This is a genomic window from Desulfofustis glycolicus DSM 9705 (assembly GCF_900130015.1).
In the GTDB taxonomy this organism is placed as follows: Bacteria; Desulfobacterota; Desulfobulbia; order Desulfobulbales; family Desulfocapsaceae; genus Desulfofustis; species Desulfofustis glycolicus.
The window spans coordinates 42,705-59,259 of record NZ_FQXS01000007.1 but is presented as its reverse complement, the minus strand read 5'-3'; the positions used below and the strand labels follow the sequence as shown (position 1 = coordinate 59,259).

At 55.2% G+C, this 16,555-nt stretch carries 11 protein-coding genes; 7 read left to right on the top strand and 4 right to left on the bottom strand.

Annotation, left to right across the window (positions count from 1 at the left end):
• Positions 1-6: 6 nt before the first annotated feature.
• On the bottom strand, positions 7-918 hold the full coding sequence (locus tag BUC26_RS07525) for an NAD(P)/FAD-dependent oxidoreductase (protein WP_073374854.1): 912 nt from the start codon (positions 916-918) through the stop codon (positions 7-9).
• A gap of 8 nt (positions 919-926) precedes the next feature.
• Positions 927-1,241, bottom strand: coding sequence for a thioredoxin family protein (locus BUC26_RS07520; RefSeq protein WP_073374853.1), 315 nt, complete (start codon positions 1,239-1,241; stop codon positions 927-929).
• A 441-nt stretch (positions 1,242-1,682) separates the two neighbouring features.
• Here BUC26_RS07520 and BUC26_RS07515 point away from each other — a divergent pair, with 441 nt between their 5' ends.
• Together BUC26_RS07515 and BUC26_RS07510 are read left to right on the top strand one after the other, a co-directional pair.
• A complete protein-coding gene (locus BUC26_RS07515) occupies positions 1,683-2,147 on the top strand; it encodes a tripartite tricarboxylate transporter TctB family protein (protein WP_073374851.1) in 465 nt (154 codons plus the stop codon).
• Positions 2,148-2,156: 9 nt separating this feature from the next.
• Entirely contained in the window at positions 2,157-3,656 is a 1,500-nt protein-coding gene (locus BUC26_RS07510; RefSeq protein ID WP_073374850.1) for a tripartite tricarboxylate transporter permease, read from the top strand.
• A 35-nt stretch (positions 3,657-3,691) separates the two neighbouring features.
• Here the strand turns inward: BUC26_RS07510 and BUC26_RS07505 are convergent, their stop codons facing one another.
• Positions 3,692-4,834: a GntR family transcriptional regulator gene (locus BUC26_RS07505; protein ID WP_073374848.1), complete on the bottom strand. Its 1,143-nt coding sequence runs from the start codon at positions 4,832-4,834 to the stop codon at positions 3,692-3,694.
• A 477-nt stretch (positions 4,835-5,311) separates the two neighbouring features.
• Between BUC26_RS07505 and BUC26_RS07500 the strand changes: the two genes are divergently transcribed.
• Together BUC26_RS07500 and BUC26_RS07495 are read left to right on the top strand one after the other, a co-directional pair.
• Positions 5,312-6,256: a Bug family tripartite tricarboxylate transporter substrate binding protein gene (locus tag BUC26_RS07500; protein ID WP_073374846.1), complete on the top strand. Its 945-nt coding sequence runs from the start codon at positions 5,312-5,314 to the stop codon at positions 6,254-6,256.
• A gap of 170 nt (positions 6,257-6,426) precedes the next feature.
• Positions 6,427-7,482 carry a proline racemase family protein gene (locus tag BUC26_RS07495; protein WP_073374845.1) on the top strand — a complete coding sequence of 352 codons (1,056 nt, stop codon included), beginning with the start codon at positions 6,427-6,429 and terminating at the stop codon, positions 7,480-7,482.
• A 45-nt stretch (positions 7,483-7,527) separates the two neighbouring features.
• On the opposite strand, the gene BUC26_RS07490 is transcribed toward BUC26_RS07495, so the two are convergent.
• Complete coding sequence (locus tag BUC26_RS07490; RefSeq protein ID WP_073374843.1) at positions 7,528-7,845, bottom strand: hypothetical protein; 318 nt, start codon at positions 7,843-7,845, stop codon at positions 7,528-7,530.
• A 455-nt stretch (positions 7,846-8,300) separates the two neighbouring features.
• Here BUC26_RS07490 and BUC26_RS07485 point away from each other — a divergent pair, with 455 nt between their 5' ends.
• From BUC26_RS07485 to BUC26_RS07475, 3 genes are all read left to right on the top strand, one after another.
• Positions 8,301-10,946, top strand: coding sequence for a glycosyltransferase (locus BUC26_RS07485; protein ID WP_073374841.1), 2,646 nt, complete (start codon positions 8,301-8,303; stop codon positions 10,944-10,946).
• Positions 10,936-13,113 carry an LTA synthase family protein gene (locus BUC26_RS07480; protein ID WP_161949820.1) on the top strand — a complete coding sequence of 726 codons (2,178 nt, stop codon included), beginning with the start codon at positions 10,936-10,938 and terminating at the stop codon, positions 13,111-13,113. Before BUC26_RS07485 ends, BUC26_RS07480 begins: the two co-directional genes overlap by 11 nt.
• Before the next feature lie 233 nt (positions 13,114-13,346).
• Positions 13,347-16,505 carry a hypothetical protein gene (locus tag BUC26_RS07475; protein ID WP_073374839.1) on the top strand — a complete coding sequence of 1,053 codons (3,159 nt, stop codon included), beginning with the start codon at positions 13,347-13,349 and terminating at the stop codon, positions 16,503-16,505.
• The last annotated feature ends 50 nt before the right edge of the window (positions 16,506-16,555 follow it).

The following is a 16,555-nucleotide window of genomic DNA, read 5'->3' as shown; positions in this document are numbered from 1 at the left end:
CGACGCTTATCTGCATAAAAACCGGTGAGCTTCCAGTGCAGCTATCGTCCCGTCCGACATTGCCGTCGTGAGCTGCCGGTACCGCTTGGCGACGATGTCTCCTGCCGCATACACACCGGCAATATTTGTTCCCATATCCGGCGTGGTTTCGATGTAACCATGGCTGTCCAGCCCGAGGATTCCGGAAAATGCGGAGGTAGCCGGTTTCTGTCCAATAAAAACAAACATGCCGTCAGTTTGCATAACCTCCTTTGCTCCGGTCCGCGCATTCACGAGGCAGATTTGAGCCTTGCTTCCCTGCGGCCTGATATCCGTCAACGTGGTGGATGTGCGTATGCTTACTTTGCCAGTCGCCAGGGTTCTTTGTATCGTCATTTCGGCAGCCGGGCACCTCTCGAGGGCCTCGACGATGGTAATGCTTTTGACTCCCAGTCCTTCGAGATAGAGACTTTCGTCAAACGCTGAGTTGCCCCCGCCAACCACGATGATGTCTTTTCCTGCATAGAAATTCCCATCGCACAGGGAGCAATAATGAATATGGTCATCCCAATCCGCTTCGATGGGCAGATGAACCGGTGTCCTTCCCATGGCCAGAATTAAGGCGCGAGCGGCAAAGACCCCTTCGTCGGTCGTGATGCTTTTTTCCTCCCCGGTGATATCGAACTTCTCAATATCGACAATTTCCCTGAGTTCTGCACCGCATGCAAGCATCTGCTCCTTGACGAGTTCCATCAGTTCCATCCCGTTGATGCCTGGATGCGAAGGAAAATTTTCGATCGTATGGGTCTGGTTGGCAAGACCTCCGCAAATCTCCCGTTCGATGACAAGTGTTTTCAGATTCGATCGCGCTGCGTAAATCGCCGCTGTCATCCCTGCGATACCAGCCCCAATGATCAGAAGATCATACGCTTCGCTCATGACTGATCTCACGCTCTGAGATAAAGGTCTTCAAGCTCGGCAGGCTTCATGACACCTGACTTGCGTGTTTTTTCTTCTCCACCTTTATAGACGAGCACCGTCGGCACCCGACCGATAGCAAGCATCCTGGCAACTGCCTCTTCATCCTCTGAACTGATACAGGCCATCGCAATCTCCGGGCGGCCTGCCTTGCATTTTTCCATGACTTTCAACAAAACCTTGCAGTTTGGACACTTACTCTTGAAAAAAGCAACGAGACAATCGTTGTTCTTCACAAATTCCCCAAAACTTTCCCGGTTGAGCAGTGTTATCTTTTCTTCCATATCGCTTTAAACCCATGAAATGTATTTGTCTGGCTGTTGCTGTCAATGCGGCGTTGATTTCGAAGAAAGGCGTCTCAAGAGGGCCGCCGACGGGGCAACCTCTCGGCCACCCCACTAAATAACCGCGGAAACCTCTAATTTCTTTACGGCTCTTCAATAAATTTTTTGCCGCTGGAAAGATTCACCTCCAAACCCAATCAGAGGAAACGCCTCTCAGTCAATTTTGATTTTGCGAAAAGTGCCATTGAATGTCAATAACAAAAAAACAATCGGCTGACAAGAACAAGGATTAATCTAATTATATAATCGTATTTATTGAATATTATTTTGTTAAAAATTTGCGTTGACTGAAAAATGTATATAATGTAGCATAAAATTAACATTCGGGCGGCCCATATGGCCTAATGCCATTTATCCGGGACCTTGGAGTTGGAGCGGCATATGCATGGATCACTGAACAGGAACCGAGTTACCGCGCTGGTATTTATTTGTTTGGGGGCTGCACTTCTTTACGTCGCCCTCACGTTCAAGCCCGGGTATGTCGATGACTCTCTGGTGATGGGGCCCATGAGCTACCCCAAATGGCTGCTTATCGGCTGGATCACCTTTTCTATTATCTACCTGGTGACCGGCAAAAATCGGGAATGTGGCGTCGATCTGACAAAAAGCGCCCGTCCTCTTCTGGCTGCTCTGGCTGTCATTACCGCGTATTTTTTCCTCTTTCCCTTTCTTGGGCTGCCTCTCGCCACCTTTCTGTTTCTTGTCGCATTCTGCTTTCTCGAAGGTATGCGAGATTTCAAAGTGGTTATTCCCGTTGCCGGCTTCACCGCAACAATGTTCTGGCTCGTCTTCGAGGCAGTTCTGAGAATTTCCATGCCGCGCGGCATCATGGATCTACTGGGTTGAGGAGGGGACATGCCTGAGCAATTGATGGCGGCACTGGGCATGGTACTTTCGCCGGATGTGATACTTGTCCTTTTTGCCGGTGTTTTGTTTGGTGCTATTGTGGGTGCCATACCGGGACTCGGCACCGCTGTCGCCATAGTCGTCTGTCTTCCTTTTACCCTGAAGATCGGGCCGATTGCAGCCATTGCACTGCTCATGGGAGTTTACGGGTCTTCCATATATGGCGGATCTATATCGGCAGTTTTGCTCAACACACCCGGAACACCCCAATCCGCCGCGACCGGTATGGACGGCTATCCGATGGCCAAGGCGGGTAAGGCAGGCCAGGCATTGGGATGGGTCACAGCTGCGTCGATCTTCGGAGGGCTGCTTTCTTGTGCGGCACTGATCCTCTCTGCTCCGCTCCTGGCGGATCTTTCACTGAAATATGGTGGGCCGCTGGAAATATGCGGCCTTATTTGCATGGGCCTTGCCTGTATCAGCTCGCTATCGGAAGGAAACCAGATCAAGGGAATCCTGATGGGGTTTGCCGGCCTGATGCTTGCGGCCATCGGCGACGATCCGGTAAGCGGTGAGATGCGCTTCACCTTCGGGCTCGATTTTCTGGCCGGGGGCATCTCTCTCATGCCGGTCGTCGTCGGGATCTACCCGCTCGCTGAAGTCTTCTACCGCATTCATGAGTTGCGAACTGCTGCACACGTCGAGGCTATCCGCTGCTCAAAACCAATTTTTCCGAAACTGCGAGAGTGGAAAGGCCGGATATCGAATCTGGTCCGCTCATCCATGATTGGCATAGGGCTCGGCATTCTGCCGGGCGTCGGTGCAACAGCCTCGACATTCGTTGCCTACACGACGGCCAAAAAGTTTTCGAAAAACGGAGACAATTTCGGGAAAGGAGAACCGGATGCACTTATCGCCGCTGAATCCTCAAACAATGCGATTACCGGTGGCGCCCTCATCCCGACACTTGCCCTTGGTATTCCGGGAGAACCGGCCACGGCGTTGATGCTCGCATCGATGACCCTGCACGGAATCATTCCCGGGGTGCGCCTGATGGTAGACAATCCGGATGTTGTTTACTCCTCGTTCATTCTGCTCATATTGTCGAATATTCTTCTTATCCCTGCAGCATACATCGTTATCAGGGCTTTTGGCCATGTCATAAACTTTCCCCCTCCCGTGTTGTTGGGGCTGATCGTGGTCTGTTCGCTAATAGGCGTCTATATTCCGAGTGGTTTATTTTCCGATATTCCCGTAACTCTTGTGATCGGGGTACTGGCTTTCGGCATGCGGCTGTATAACTTCCCAGTCACACCCCTTTTGATCGGCTATGTCCTCGGCCCACAGTTGGAATTCAACATGAGTCAGGCGGCGATATATAAAGGAGACATGTCGTTGCTGGCCTATCTGGGGACTTCTCCATTGGCGATTGTGCTTTTTTCGGTGGCAGGGCTGTTCATCTTCGCTCCCATGATGAAGTCGCTCTATCTCACTGCTCGGCGTCGTTAGCTGGGTCGGAGAAGAGGACAGGTACATGGGCTGCATTACTCGATGGACCTGGCATACATATCAAATAGCCTGAAAACGAAATCGGCAGGTTGCTCGATATCTTTTTTCAACCACTCTCTTGCTTCTTGGGAATCGCCGGCCTGAAGCGCCTTTATGATCTGATAATGGTGATTTATCCCAGATGTCGGCTTCGGCACGAGCGACTGGCGAAAAAGGATCTGGTAGTACGGACTCGACAAGTCCCAAAGTTCTTTGATGATGTCCAGCATTTTGGCCGAGCCGCAGTCCTTGTATGCAAGCAGGTGGAACTGCCGATTTGCCTCGTGAAATCCCAGGGGATCTCTGTCCTGATCAATGTGCTCTATGGTCTCCTTGACATGTTTGAGCTGTTTCAGGGTTTCCGGCGCAATATTTTTTGCAGCACGGCTAATCGCTTCACATTCAAGAAGAATCCGAAGGTCGAGTATTTCCTTGAGCTTCGTTTGTGATAATTCGCTGACAACCCACCCGCGTTGCGGGTGATGGACAGCAAACCCTTTCGCCTCAAGGCGGCTGAGAGCTTCTCGTACCGGCGTGGTGGAAACATGCATCTGCCTGGCAATTTTCTCGGGAAACAGTTTCTGGCCCGGGGGAATTGTTCCGCGGATGATATGTTGCACGAGATCCTTATAAACCAGTTTCTGGATCGAAGCGGTCTTTACTGAAGAAAGGGAGCCGCTTTCGTTTTCAGTTATTGACGCATTGGGCACTCGATCAATAGTGAGCGGGCCAAGTTTTTGTCTGAGTTCGGGCAATCCCCGGTAATGTTTCAGAGCGGTTCTTTCCAGCGTTGTGTGAATGAGACGGGAAACACTCGTCGTCGTCAATTGCCTTCCGCCTTTTCGCGACCTGAAAAGCAAGTCTGAGGCCCCAACCTCACCCTGCATCAGCAATTGATTAAAAGCCCGTTTGATCGCAGTTGTAAGAACAGGCCCCTCTCCTTCGCTCCATGTTGAATTGACAAGTCTTTCATTCTCCTGGCAGGAAGAAAGGTCATCGACCCGAATCTTGAGAACATCGCTGGTTTTGCAGTTTTTCTGGAGCAAAAATTCGAAAAGAAGCAGGTCGCGAGGCTTTGAAGACAGATATCTTCTTAATTTTTCAAGATCTTCTCTCTTTTTTTCCAATTGTTGTCGCATATTTTATTCTGGAGTCACGGAATTTCTTTGTAGGGGAACTATTGTGCAATAAATGTCATTTAATGTCAATTGACAATCTCAATGCAAAGAATAATTTATCTTCTTTATCCGTGTAATTAATTGTAAATTATTATTAATTAAAAATATCGCCAGGTCGCCTTGACGAAAAAATATATATAATGTAGTATAAAGTTGTCATTCATACTGGTGGTTTCTGTTGTCAAATTGTGCACGAAAAGAGGGACGGAGTCGTTCATCCGGTTTGGCGAGAGATGCGGTTTTCTTATGCACTGTGGGACGGCCGGCAGAGACAGTTGGATGATCCCTCCTCTATAACCTTATCTTGTTTGAGCAAAACATCCTTGTTCCTTATGGAGTAAGGTTTTACACCAGGTGCCCGGGCCGGGACAGATACGTCAGCCTCTGCCGGAACCTGGCGAATATGATCAAACCACAACAAAGTGAGGAGATGAAGCCATGTTACGAAAACTGTTATTCGCAGCAATCGCACTAACTCTGCTGGCAGGGAATGCTTTGGCGGGAGCATTTCCTGATCGCACCATAACGGTTGTCATCCCGTTCGGCGCAGGTGGAGAAACAGACATCGTCGCCAGAGTACTGGCAAAAGAAATGGAGGCAATTGCCGGTGTCACCGTAGCGCCAAAGAACATCGTCGGAGCCTCCGGCATGAATGGCTGTAAAGCCGTTGTTTCTGCAAAACCTGATGGTTACACGGTTGGTGTGATCCCGAGCGCCCCTCTGGTCATGCACCCGCACATGCGAGAGTTGCCTTACACGCTGGATAATTTTAACATAATCGGCAGGATAAGTTACGACCCTTATGTCGTATTGGTTCGCAAAGATTCCCCCTGGAACACGCTTGGTGAGATGGTCCAAGAAATGAAAGCGAATCCCGGAAAATTCCACTGGGCTTCGGCTGGTGCCGGAAGTGTTCCCTATTTTGCCGGCAAGGATTTGTTTCTGAGTTTTGACCTGGATGTCAAGCATGTCCCCTTCCAAGGGGATGCAGGAGCATTGCAGGCAATGGCTGCCGAGCGCGTCAATGTCTACACCAGCACTGCAGGCGTATTGAACAAGCACGATCTCAAGGCTCTGGCCATCTTGGCTCCGCAGGCATCAGAAAAGCTTCCCGGTCTTCCTCCTGTGACCGACTCGGGCAAGGAAGTCTTTTACAGCCAGTTCCTCACACTCGTGGCTCCCCAAGGCTTGCCGACCGACGTTCAGCAGAAGCTTGAGGAACTTTTAAAACAGGCGGTGGCATCAACCGGCTTTGTCGCCGATCTTAACAAATTGGGAATGACTTCTGCCTTTCTCGATTCTGCAACAGCAAAGGACTTTGTCCTTGCCGAATATGAAAGGAATGGCAAAAACATCAAGATGCTCCTTGAAAAAGCAGATTGATCGGTAGAGGCAAAAGGGGTCACCCTATTGTCCCAAATGCTGAACAACCTGCCGTTTCAGGCATGGCAGTTCCTCAGTCGAGCCCGAATTCCTCATTCCGATAACGAATAGGAATTCGGGCTTTTTTATTTTCCTTTCTGCGCGGGAAGTGGCGCGAGGCTGGCATAACAATGAATTCTGTCTCTAAGGTACTTGAGGTTATCCACTCCTGGAATCCTCCCGAGGGTTGGCAAAAGATTTCCGTTCTCGATGCGCACACAGGAGGAGAGCCGCTCCGCATCGTCCTTGCCGGTCTCCCGGAAATGAAGGGGGACACCGTGCTGGAGCGTCGGACGTTCATGAAGAACAATTTCGATCACCTGAGAAGGGCGCTCATGTTTGAACCAAGGGGCCATGCAGACCAGTATGGAGCGGTCGTCATGCCTCACTGTTCGCCAGACGCCGATTTTTCAGTGCTGTTTCTGCATAACGAAGGATACAGCACCATGTGTGGACACGCGATCATTGCCCTGACCACGGTGATGCTTGAAACTGGAGCGGTCGAGATGCAATACCCGGAGACGACTCTCAGGATCGAGGTCCCCTCCGGCATCGTCACTGCCATGGCTGAATGCAGGCATGGAAGAGTTACCAATGTACGTTTTCACAACGTGCCTTCTTTTGCCTCAATGCTCGGCGAAAAAGTACACGTGCCCGGACTCGGTCAAATCACCTTTGACCTGGGCTTTGGCGGAGCTTTTTATGCCTACGTCGATGCCAAGGCCTGCGGTGTGAGAATGGTCCCGCAGCATTATCGTGACCTCATCGAGGTCGGAAAGGCGATAAAGAAAGCAATCATTGAGAATTTCCCGATCATTCATCCCTTCGAAAAAGATCTTTCCTTCTTGTACGGCACCATTTTTCTGGGGCCGGCCATGACGCCCGGCGTTGACAGCCGCAATGTCTGCATTTTCGCCGACGGTGAAGTAGACAGGTCGCCCACTGGGTCCGGAGTCGCAGGCCGAATGGCTATCCATCACGCCAAAGGCGAGTTGAAAATCGGCCAGAAAATGACCATCGAGTCACTACTCGGGTCCGTTTTTACCGGCAGTGTTGTCGAAACGACCACGTTCGGCCCGTATGAGGCGGTTATTCCACAAGTGGAAGGGCAAGCCTGGATAAGCGGCACGGCGAAATTCTATATCGACCCGAACGATCCTTTCAAGGAAGGGTTCATTCTGCGCTAAGTCGGCACTACTGAAAAAACGTAAACGGCGTGAAGCCGGACGGGCTCATGGCAGTTGAAAGACCGCCGTGCTGACAAAATATGACGTGTGGTCCACCCCGCTTGCCAGCAATAAAGCTCTTGCGCAGCGATTATGATTAATGCGCCCCGGTCCCCGTGCCCCCTGGCCAATTGCAAACAAAGGTAGCGTCAGCGCGGCCATCACCAGCATATCTCGCTCGAAAACCTCTGGCCCGACGACCATCGGGTGAATCGCTCCGGCGATGCCGACGACCGCCAGCGTGTTGAACAGGTTCGATCGCAAAACGTTCGCCAGTGCGATGTCATAATCCTCTTTGCGTGCCGCGATAACCGACGAAGTCATTTCGGGCAGCTAAGTGTTGAAAGCGACGATGTTCAGACCGACAATGAGATCGATGCCTCCGAAACACTGTACAATCTCGATCGTTCCCCAGATGTCCTGACATATTATTAGCGCAACGTCGCCAAAAACAGACGCTTCGTCATGTCCCAATTATTAAATTTTCATTAAATTTTCTTCCCATTATTATCGGTTTATGGCATTATAGCGACCTGCTGGCCAGAGAGATCGAATGCAACACAGCGCTCGACCGAATTTACTAAAATCGTTTCGAATCAGTACTATAGATGCACACGAAGGAATGCGCGTGCCGGCCCCTCCGCTGGTTCATTCCTGTTGTCAAGGCTCTCTAACCCGTCGCTCCAACCACTTCAGGCATTGACAACATCCTGATAACAATTCACTAACCGGCCGAAACTCTGACTTTTCGACGCTTTTCGCCGGAAGATCCTCTTCCCATGACTAGAATCAACACTTTTATTTGCGTGACCGTCGCTCTCGTCTCCCTGTGTTGCTGGGCGCTACTCAACCGTCCGGAGATCGAACCACCCTGGCCTGATCGAATCCAAGGGTTTTCCTTCTCACCATTGCGTATTGGCCACAATCCGGTCAAACAGGAAGCCCCGTCCATTGCTGAAATCGATAGTGACCTGCAGCTTCTGGCCGGCCAGACCAACGCAATCCGAACCTACTCGGTAGACGGCATCCTGCAGCATGTTCCATCCCTAGCCCAGAAATACGGACTCAACGTGACGCTCGGCGCCTGGATCAGTGATGATCTCGAAGAAAACGAGAGGCAACTGGAAACGGTCATCTATCTGGCCAGACAGCATTACCACAATGTCATTCGAGTCATCGTCGGTAACGAGGCATTGTTACGAGGTGACGTCTCAACTGCCCGGTTGCACGGTTATCTGGACCGAGTCCGTGAAGCGCTGGATATCCCGGTCAGCACGGCGGAGCCATGGCACATCTGGCAACAACAACCAGATCTCGCCGATCATGTCGATTTCATTGCCGTTCACCTGCTGCCCTACTGGGAAGGAATTCACCTCGACCGGGCAGTCGATCATGTGATCGACCGCCACGATATGCTCAAGCTGACATTTCCGGAGAAAGAAATAGTCATCACCGAAGTCGGTTGGCCGAGCAACGGGCGCATCCGCCAGGACGCCGTCGCCTCGACCGCCAACCAGGCCGCCTTCCTGCGCCGCTTTCTCGACCGGGCCGAACGTCTCGACCTGGTCTATTACGTTCTCGAAGCATTCGACCAACCGTGGAAACGAACCAGCGAGGGAACTGTCGGCGCATATTGGGGCGTTTACGATGCCGATCGCCGCCCCAAGTTCCCGTTCACCACGCCGATCGTCAACATCCCCAAATGGCATATCCTCGCTGCCATATCGGTGGCCCTGTCGCTGCTCGTCTCTACGCTGCTGCTCATCGACAGCCGGAGCTTACGAAAAAGAGGCTGCGGTTTTTTGGCCGCGGTTGCCGTGCTTTGCGCCAGCGGCGCGGTCTGGATCGTCTACAGTTACTGGCGTCAATATATGACCCCCGGCGCCCTGACGATCGGGGCGCTGATGCTCATCGGCCTGACCGGTGTGCTTGTCGTCCTGCTCGCCGAGGCCCATGAGTGGGCCGAATCGCTCTGGGGCGGTGTCGGTCGCCGTTTTTCCCCGCCGATCACCGTCACCGACGATCTGTTACCCAAGGTTTCCATCCATGTCCCGGCCTACAACGAGCCGCCCCAGATGTTGATCGAGACCCTCAATGCCCTGTCCGAACTGGATTACCCCGACTTTGAAGTGATTGTCATGGACAATAACACCAAAGACCCGTCCGTCTGGCAGCCGGTCCGCGAGCACTGCCTGACGCTGGGCGAACGGTTTCGCTTCTTCCACGAAGACCGACTGACCGGATTCAAGGCGGGAGCCCTCAACTACGCTCTGGCCCGCACCGCTGCAGACACGAGCGTAGTCGCGGTCATCGACAGCGACTACGTGGTGAAACGGAACTGGCTTCGCGACCTGGCGCCGCATTTTCTCAAACCACAGGTGGCCATCGTCCAGGCGCCTCAGGATTACCGCGATGACCGGGACAACCTGTTCAAGACCATGTGCTATGCGGAATATCGCGGCTTTTTCTGTATCGGCATGATTACCCGCAACGAACGCAACGCAATCATTCAGCACGGTACCATGACCATGGTACGGAAAGCGGTGTTGACCGAAATCGAGGGGTGGGCGCCGTGGTGTATCACCGAAGATGCCGAGTTGGGTCTGCATATCTTCGAAAAAGGGTATGAAGCGATCTACGTCCCGACCAGCTACGGCAAGGGGCTCATGCCCGACACCTTCATCGACTTCAAAAAGCAGCGGTATCGCTGGGCCTACGGAGCCGTTCAGATCATGCGGCAGCATGCCCGCACCCTGCTCGGCAGCAGCGACAGCCGGCTGACCCGAGGACAACGCTATCACTTTATCGCCGGCTGGCTGCCCTGGCTCGCCGATGGCATCAACCTGCTCTTTACCTTGGCCGCACTGGCCTGGTCGGCGGCGATGATCCAGGCACCACTTCGTTTCGAACCGCCGCTTTTGATGATTTCATTGATCCCGTTATCTCTCTTTTTCTTCAAACTGGCCAAGATGATCTATCTCTATCGCCGGCGGGTCAACGCCTCGGCAGTCCAGACGATCGCCTCGGCCCTGGCCGGACTGTCGCTTACCCACACCATTGCCAAGGCCGTCCTGTTTGGTCTTGTCAGCTCGAATCTGCCCTTCTTCCGGACGCCGAAACGGGCCGCCGCCGGCACTATTCGCTATGCCCTGCAGGCCGTCCGCGAGGAAGGATTGCTGGCGACCGCGCTGCTGGCGGCTATCTATGGAATTATCGTTCGACAGGGCGTGGAATCGCCCGACTTGCTGCTCTGGGTCATGGTGTTGCTCGTCCAGACCATACCCTATCTGGCTGCCGTGCTGGTGTCGTTCATCGCCGCCGGCACCCCGGCTCCGACCTCTCTGATCGCCACCCTTGCCAAACCGATATCCGTAACCGGCAACCGGCAGGAAGGATCCACCTATGCCCCGTTGCATGAACGCTAGAGAGGGCGGGAAGCGGCGGATGTTCATGCTGCCGAAGGCGGTGGCCATCCTCACACGCCAGCCGATCCTGCTCGTCCTGCCGCTTCTGCTGCCGGCGATCTGGCGCCTGGCACAAACCGGCGTTACCCAGCCGGCCGGTCTGCTCTCCGATTTCGGCAGCGCTACCCTGGTCTTCAGCCTGCTCTGGTACACCCCTCGCCTCTTTCGTCCGGCGCTGCTGCTGTTCTGGTGCCTCATCCAGATCGGAGCAAGCGAACTGCTTGGTGCGGTACATCGATTGCCGAGCTGGCAGGACGCCCGCTATCTGCTGGACCCGGTGTTTCTCCACAGCAGTACTGCCGGACTGCACTTGCAAGCGCCCGGATTTACCGCCACCCTGATAGCTGCCGCAACAATTGCCGCCGTCGCGCCGATTCCCCGCTCCTCTCTGCGCACACTGACAGCTGGCCTGCTGACTGTGCTGCTGCTCCTACCGTTGCACGACTCGCTTGCCCGCACTCTGAACGACCAGAAGGTCGATGATCGCTATCAGGTCCTGCACTGGCTCATTATCGATGCGGCTGCCTCCGCCGCCGGCCACCGTGTGCCGGCGGCAATGCAGGCAACGCTGCCCGACGACCTGCTGCGCGCCGACCTGGGGGGACGCCGGCTGCTGCTTCCGGCTACGGCAGATCGTAGCCGCAACGTATTGCTCATCGTTCTCGAAGGAATCCCCGGCCTCTACCTGCCGGACATCGGCTCTGCCGTCGTCGGCGACGAGGCGTCTTTGCGCCTGCCGGCCTTAGCCGAGGCCACCGCCTCAGCGATGCTCGTTCCCGCTTTCGTCACGCACAGCCATCAAACGATCCGCGGTCTCTACGCCATTCATTGCGGCGACTTCAGCAAGCTCTCGTTCACCACCCCGAAGGCCTTCGAACTGCAGAATGCGCCACAACGATCCGCACAGTGTCTTCCGGCGCGGCTGGCCGCCGCCGGCTACCAGACCCATTATCTCCAGGGTGCGCCGTTGGCTTTCATGAACAAGGATCGTGCCATGCCGACCATGGGGTTTCAGCAGGTGCACGGTTTGGAATGGTTCCCCGAGAATACCGGCGCCGATTTTATCTGGGGCGCATCGGACGATTCGTTTTTCCGCGGCGCCGCCAACTATATCGATGCTCTGGAGCAGCAACAACAGCCGTGGTTTCTCTCCCTGCTGACGGTGGCCACCCATCAACCGTATGCCGCCGACGAAAAGGCGGTGCAACGCTACGGTTCACGCCAGGCCGCAGCCATCGCCCATCTCGATCAGGCTATCGCCCGGTTCCTCGATGATCTCCGGAGCAAGGGCACCCTCGATGACACCCTGGTCGTAATCACCTCCGACGAATCACACGGCGCCCCCGGTGCCGGCTGGTATTCCAGCTGGGGACTGGCAATCGTGCTCGCTCCGGAACAGGACGCGCTGCCCCGTCTGAAGAGCGAGATGTACGGCCTGGTCGATATCGAGGTCTCGATCCTCGATTATCTCGAGCTCCCCATCCCGCCGGCAATCCTGGGCCGAAGCTTGTTCCGCGACTACGACCGATCCCGAACCATGGTCTCGTACACCGGCGGCCTGCTGCGCTGGCAGACGGCGGACGGCAGCCTTTACGAATGCAGCCGCGACGCCATCTGCCGCAGTACCGAAAGCCCGATGATCGGGACCCGACCCGAACAAAGTACGACCGCAGCGCCGGAAGACGGTGCCCACCTCTTTGCCCTGGCCGATCAACTCGACCGCAGCGTCGCTGCCGGGCCGACCTCCACCCTGCAGTTCGCCGGCGGGGAAGTACGAACCCTACCGGTTGTCATCACCAACGACTGGACCGACAACCTGATCGGTGCCCAATACCTCGACTTTCCGCACGATTCGACGATCCGGGTCGATATCGGTGTGCAGGCGTTGTCCACCGAACCGGAAGGCCTTCGCCTGCAGCTGACCATGCGGCAATTCGAGCAAGAAGTCACGACGATCACCCCGCCAACCTTTCCACTGCTGCACAGCGGTGAGTCCTGTTCCGTCAGCTTCTCCTTCACCAACGAACAGGCTCGCCAGGCTTTTTCCTTTCATCTGCTCGGAGCCGGGGAAAACACCCGGATCAGGCTCGACACCTTTACCGTCCAAATCACCCCTGATCATGGCTAGGCATGCAGCGAACATCACCGCAAGCCTCTATGCTCCCACTGCACCAAGGAGATTGACCGGTATCGACAATTATGCTTATACTGCCTGGAGTTAACAGAGTTACCGCCGGCTAGCCCGAAACGAGAGTTTTCCATAGTACCTTCCCGAGAGAACAGGAAAGGAGCAATCATGCAGTTTTCTGCCGATCAACATCCAACAGCCGACGGATTTGTCTGTTCCGGCAAGCGTCTGCCATGACCGACCGACCGCCAGCGATTTTTTTCGATAAAAACGACTACCAGCTCCTCGATATCGTCGCTGAAGTCCTGGACCGGGACAGCGACACCGCGGTCCTGCGCTCCCTGTTGACGGAACACATGCACCCGCAGGGCATCAAGGAACTGGCCGCGCCGAGAGGCCTGCGCATTGCCTACGCCATTGCCGGCCTGCTCGGAAGCTTTGCCAAAGGGACCGCGCAGGATCGGCTCAAGGCACTGCGCTCCTTGCGCGACGAGGTTTTTCTGTCGGCTACCGTCTTCTACCAGAAAAACACCGCCCGAGTGCTGATGCAGATCATGAAGGAACTCCTGCGCAGCTCCGGCGACAGGGTGCGCCAGCTCCAGCTGGCCCATGACTTCCGCATGGTCTCGACCGGCAACCCCCGTTTGGTTCGGGCCCAACTGGCAAAATACCATCTGCTGGAAATGCCGGAGGAATGGAACCAGTTCTCTTTTGACGACCGCGTCCACGACTCCGCCACCAAGGGCCGGAAGACCCCGACCCATCTGATCATGGATGCCTGGATCAAAGGCATCCGCCGCCTGACCGTCGTCTATTACAACTACGTCAGCAGCAGCGTTGTCGAAGAGTTGATCGAAGCCAGCGCCCTGCTCGATATCAGGGTACAGGTCGGCGTTGAAATGTCGGCCCGATTTCGCGACAAATATATCCGATTTACCTGGGAACCCCACGGTTTCAGCCATAACCAGGCATTTCTCACTTTTCTCAGGGAAGACAAGGTGGTTGAGTTCATGGACCAGGGCCGGAAGGTCTCGGCATACCAGCAACGCTATGTTTATGACGTCCTCTCTGCTTTCAACACCCACCATCTCCCCGAGCTGAGGAAAGAACTCGGCCTTTCGCTGCCCCCCCTCGCCGAAAAGGAGTTCGCCTCGTTCGTCGGCGACGGCCAGCCGTCACTGTTGCACCTGGCCCGGTTCATTACCCGGGAACTCGCTCCGGCGGCCGACACCGAACTGAAACGGTTGAAAGACGAGATAGCGGTCTCCGAAGGCGACCGTGCCGATCTCCTGCGACAGCGCTTCAACCGCCTTGCGTCCCTTACCATCGACACCATCATCGAACAATATCTGACTCCCTGTCGCAATCCCGGCGTGCATGACCCGTCACAACCGGCTCAAGACGACAACTCACCGGAGTTGCTACGCCTCTCGCCGCACCAGGTGATCAGCCGCCTGCAGACCTTGCATACCGGTTCCCAATTCACTCTCAATCTCGGCAACCTCTCAGTTCAGGACACCATCGAAATCCTTTATGCCTGCAAGGGCATTATTAGCCATATTGAGATCTACAACCTCAAGGACGCCGCCCACGGCATCGCCTCGGATTCCGCGCTCGACTGCCGCTACACGAGCGGGGTGGCCGTCGACCTGACCAGTCCGGATCGTTATTACCGCCTGATCGGAGCATTACAAAAGGCCCTCAACGAGGACAACGTGATCGGCCTAAAACGCTCCATTCGCGAGATTATCTGGGATCTCGAAGAACAGCGTATGCGCCTGAAAAAAAGCATTGACCGGTTGTCGGTCGACCTGCCGCTGCGCGACAAACTCGATGGCGATTACACCCGGTTGCTGGAGAGGAAAAACGACCTGCTCGACATCCTCTATGACCTTGAAGCCTTCCACGGCTATTATAAAAAACGGACGCTCGAATCACGAATCGGCTCCAGTTCTACCGGGCAGGCCGAACACCAGCATGGGATGGGCTTCGTCGTGCTCGACACCTTGCCGGCCCGGCCGCGACGTACCGCCCTCGAGCAGATCGCCCGCCAGGATCGCTCACTGCTGCCGGTTACCGCGCTGCTGACCAAAAGCACCCATCTGCGCAGCACCGACCCTGTAGAGCCGGGCGCGCTGTTCGGCAGCTCCCGCCGAAACGGCGCGTTCTTTCGTACTACCGGCCGTCGTTGGCAGGACTGGTCGCTGGACGGATGTCTGGTCCACCCGGGCCAGGCCGGCAATATCGCTACTCTCGGCGGCTCCAGCCAGACGATCGGCAACAACGGTCGAATCGGCGAGACTCGACAGGACGGGCGGATTCGACATCCCTGGACCTATCTGAACACCGACCTGAAGAATTCACTAAAAGTACTTCTCGGGTTCATTCCCGCCTTTCTGACCTTCTGGCTGACCAAGGACTGGTGGCTGCTCGCCTACTTCGGAGCGGTAATCTGGTTCTCCATCACCGGCTTGCGCAACATCTTCCAGTCGGTTCTTGGCGGCGGCGGGCTACGGCGCTCACCACTGCTGCCCTGGAATTCACTGGTCAGTTGGAGCAGGATCGCCGATTCGCTGCTCTACACCGGATTTTCCGTGCCGCTGCTCGACTATCTGGTCAAGACGGTGCTGCTCGACCGCACCTTTGATATCACCACGGCAACCAATCCGGTACTGCTCTATGTGTTCATGGGGCTGGCCAACGGCATCTATATCTCAAGCCATAACATCTTTCGCGGCCTGCCGAAAAATGCCGCGGTCGGTAATTTCTTCCGCTCCATCCTCGCCATTCCGCTGGCCATTGCACTCAACGGCCTGATCGGTCAATTCATGCACGTGGCCGGCGTCGTCGACGTTTACGGCGAACTGCAGAAATGGGCGGCCATCATCTCCAAGCTGGCCTCCGACTGTGTCGCCGCCGGCATCGAAGGTCTGGCCGATCGCCAGGTCAACATCAGGGCGCGGCTGGCCGCCTATCGCTCGAAGATCTCCCAGCTGTTCGCCGTCTTCTCACGGCTCGACCTGATGTTTCCCGAAGAAGACGTGCTGGATATTTTGCAGTCACCGAAAATGATGCTGGAGACCCTCAATTACGAAGCCCGAGAGCAGGGGACGCTGCTCATCGTCAACGCCCTCGACCTGATGCATTTTTGGATGTATCAGCCACGGGCGCGCAAGGCCCTGAAGCGGACGGTACAGGAGATGTCCCGTGAGGAATGGCTGATCTTCTACCGCTCGCAACTGGTGCTGCGCCGCTACCAGGAAATCAGCCAATTTTTCGTCGATGGCCTGGTCGGCAAGAAATTCTCGAAACCACTGTCGTTCTATCTCGATCACTTCGAGCACTACCTGGAGGACCTCGAACGGCTCGAAACACGGCACGCCTCGCCTTGAGACAATAACCGGTTGCCGGCCGCGATACCTCTCTCGCCCAGAAACGCCCG